This is a genomic window from Ignavibacteria bacterium (assembly GCA_016873845.1).
Taxonomy (GTDB): Bacteria; Bacteroidota; Ignavibacteria; order Ch128b; family Ch128b; genus JAHJVF01.
The window spans coordinates 1-1,679 of the sequence record VGVX01000157.1 but is presented as its reverse complement, the minus strand read 5'-3'; the positions used below and the strand labels follow the sequence as shown (position 1 = coordinate 1,679).

Here is a 1,679-nt window from a genome sequence, read left to right as displayed (position 1 = left end):
AGCGAATATGCAAGATACATCGCTTCGGAACCAGCTTTGCAGGCAAACTCAAAACTTGCTACGTGAACATCCGGACCAATTCCAACTGCATCTATTAAAATCGTTCCACTTGGTTTTACCGCATAAGGATGCGATTCGGAACCAATGTAAACTGCACCGATATCTTGCGGATTAATTCGTGCTCGCCTCAATGCGTTTTTTGTTGCTTCAACCGAAATTGTAATTGTATCTTCGTCCTGCCCAGGAACAGTTTTCTCATAAAGCATGAGACCTCGTTTAATAGCTTCTGGGTCCATTCCCCACTGCTTGGCTATATCATCTGCTTTTATTCGATAGCGTGGAAGGTAGGAGCCGTATCCGACTATGCCAATCATATCTCCCTCTTGATTTGTTTTGTGATGAGCAATATTAGTTAATAAATAAAATGTGAATTCATTACACTACGAACAATGTCAATATAAAAACTTATAGAATTAGTTTCCTCTAAATTTTTTAATAATTTTATCCTTTATTAATGAAAAATCTTTCTCACTCTTCACTTCGAACCAGTGGATATCTTTCTGCTTTCTGAACCAGGTCATTTGTCTTTTTGCATATCGTCTTGTGTTTCGCTGAATCAATTCGATCATTTGTGTTCTCGTAAAATTTCCTTTCAGATACTCAATGACTTCTTTGTAACCAACAGTCTGAAGAACAGTTATGTTTTCTTGAGAGTGGTTTTTAATTATCCCCTCAACTTCTTTAATCAATCCCGATTCAATCATATTCAAAGCTCTTTCATTGATTCGAGAGTAGAGGATTTTTCTCTCCCAATTAAGTCCAAATATTTTGGATGTAAAACTTTTCTGGACTGCGTTCATCTTGTGAAGCTGTGAGATCGGAATTCCGGTCGATTCGTATACTTCCAAAGCACGAATCACTCTTCTTGGATTTTTCAGATCTATTTTTAAATAAGTTTCTAAATCCGCTTTCTTTAATTTTTTTATTAGAAAAGAAAGGCCTAATTTTTCACATTCATGTTCTAAACTCTTTCGATTTTCCGAATCAATCTCCGGACTTTCAAAAATTCCATATAGAAGAGCATTAATGTACAATCCACTTCCGCCCGCAACGATTGGTATTTTATTTTTAGAAAAAATCTCTTCAATGATTTCTTCTGATTGTTTGCTGTATCTTCCAACGTTATAATCTTGATCAATTGAGATGTGATCGATGAAATGGTGGTTAACTATATTCAAATAATCTAGCGGAGGTTTTGCCGTCCCAATCGTAAGCTCTTTATAGATCTGTCTCGAATCGGCAGAGATTATTTCTGTATTTAATTCTTCTGCTATCTGAAATGCTAAATCACTTTTGCCCGAGCAAGTTGGCCCGACAATAACAATTAATCTTCTTTCCATCCATTCATCCCTATTAGCGGAACAAATTGAAATGCGGGAATCTTTGTAGTAGCATAATTTTCCTCATCCTCTCGTAAAACAACATACATGATCTGAGTTGATCGGCTTCCAACCGGAATTACCAGAATTCCGCCTACCTTCAATTGTTTCAAAAGTGATCTAGGAACTTCTGGAGCTGCGGCTGTGACAATGATTCGATCATATGGAGCAAATTCATTCCATCCGACACTGCCGTCTCCGCACATACAAGCGATGTTGATTCCAAGCTGATCAAATTTC

3 protein-coding genes are annotated in these 1,679 nt (G+C 37.1%); all 3 read right to left on the bottom strand.

The annotated features are described in order from the left end of the window. Nucleotides 1-374: hydroxymethylglutaryl-CoA synthase (locus FJ213_13510; GenBank protein ID MBM4177170.1), on the bottom strand; the 374-nt coding region annotated here is incomplete at its 3' end. Between the two features lie 99 nt (nt 375-473). Further along, entirely contained in the window at nt 474-1,400 is a 927-nt protein-coding gene (gene miaA, locus FJ213_13505) for a tRNA (adenosine(37)-N6)-dimethylallyltransferase MiaA (protein ID MBM4177169.1), read from the bottom strand. After that, on the bottom strand, nt 1,385-1,679 hold a 295-nt coding region (locus FJ213_13500), incomplete at its 5' end, for a protein-L-isoaspartate O-methyltransferase (protein ID MBM4177168.1). The genes miaA and FJ213_13500, both read right to left, overlap by 16 nt.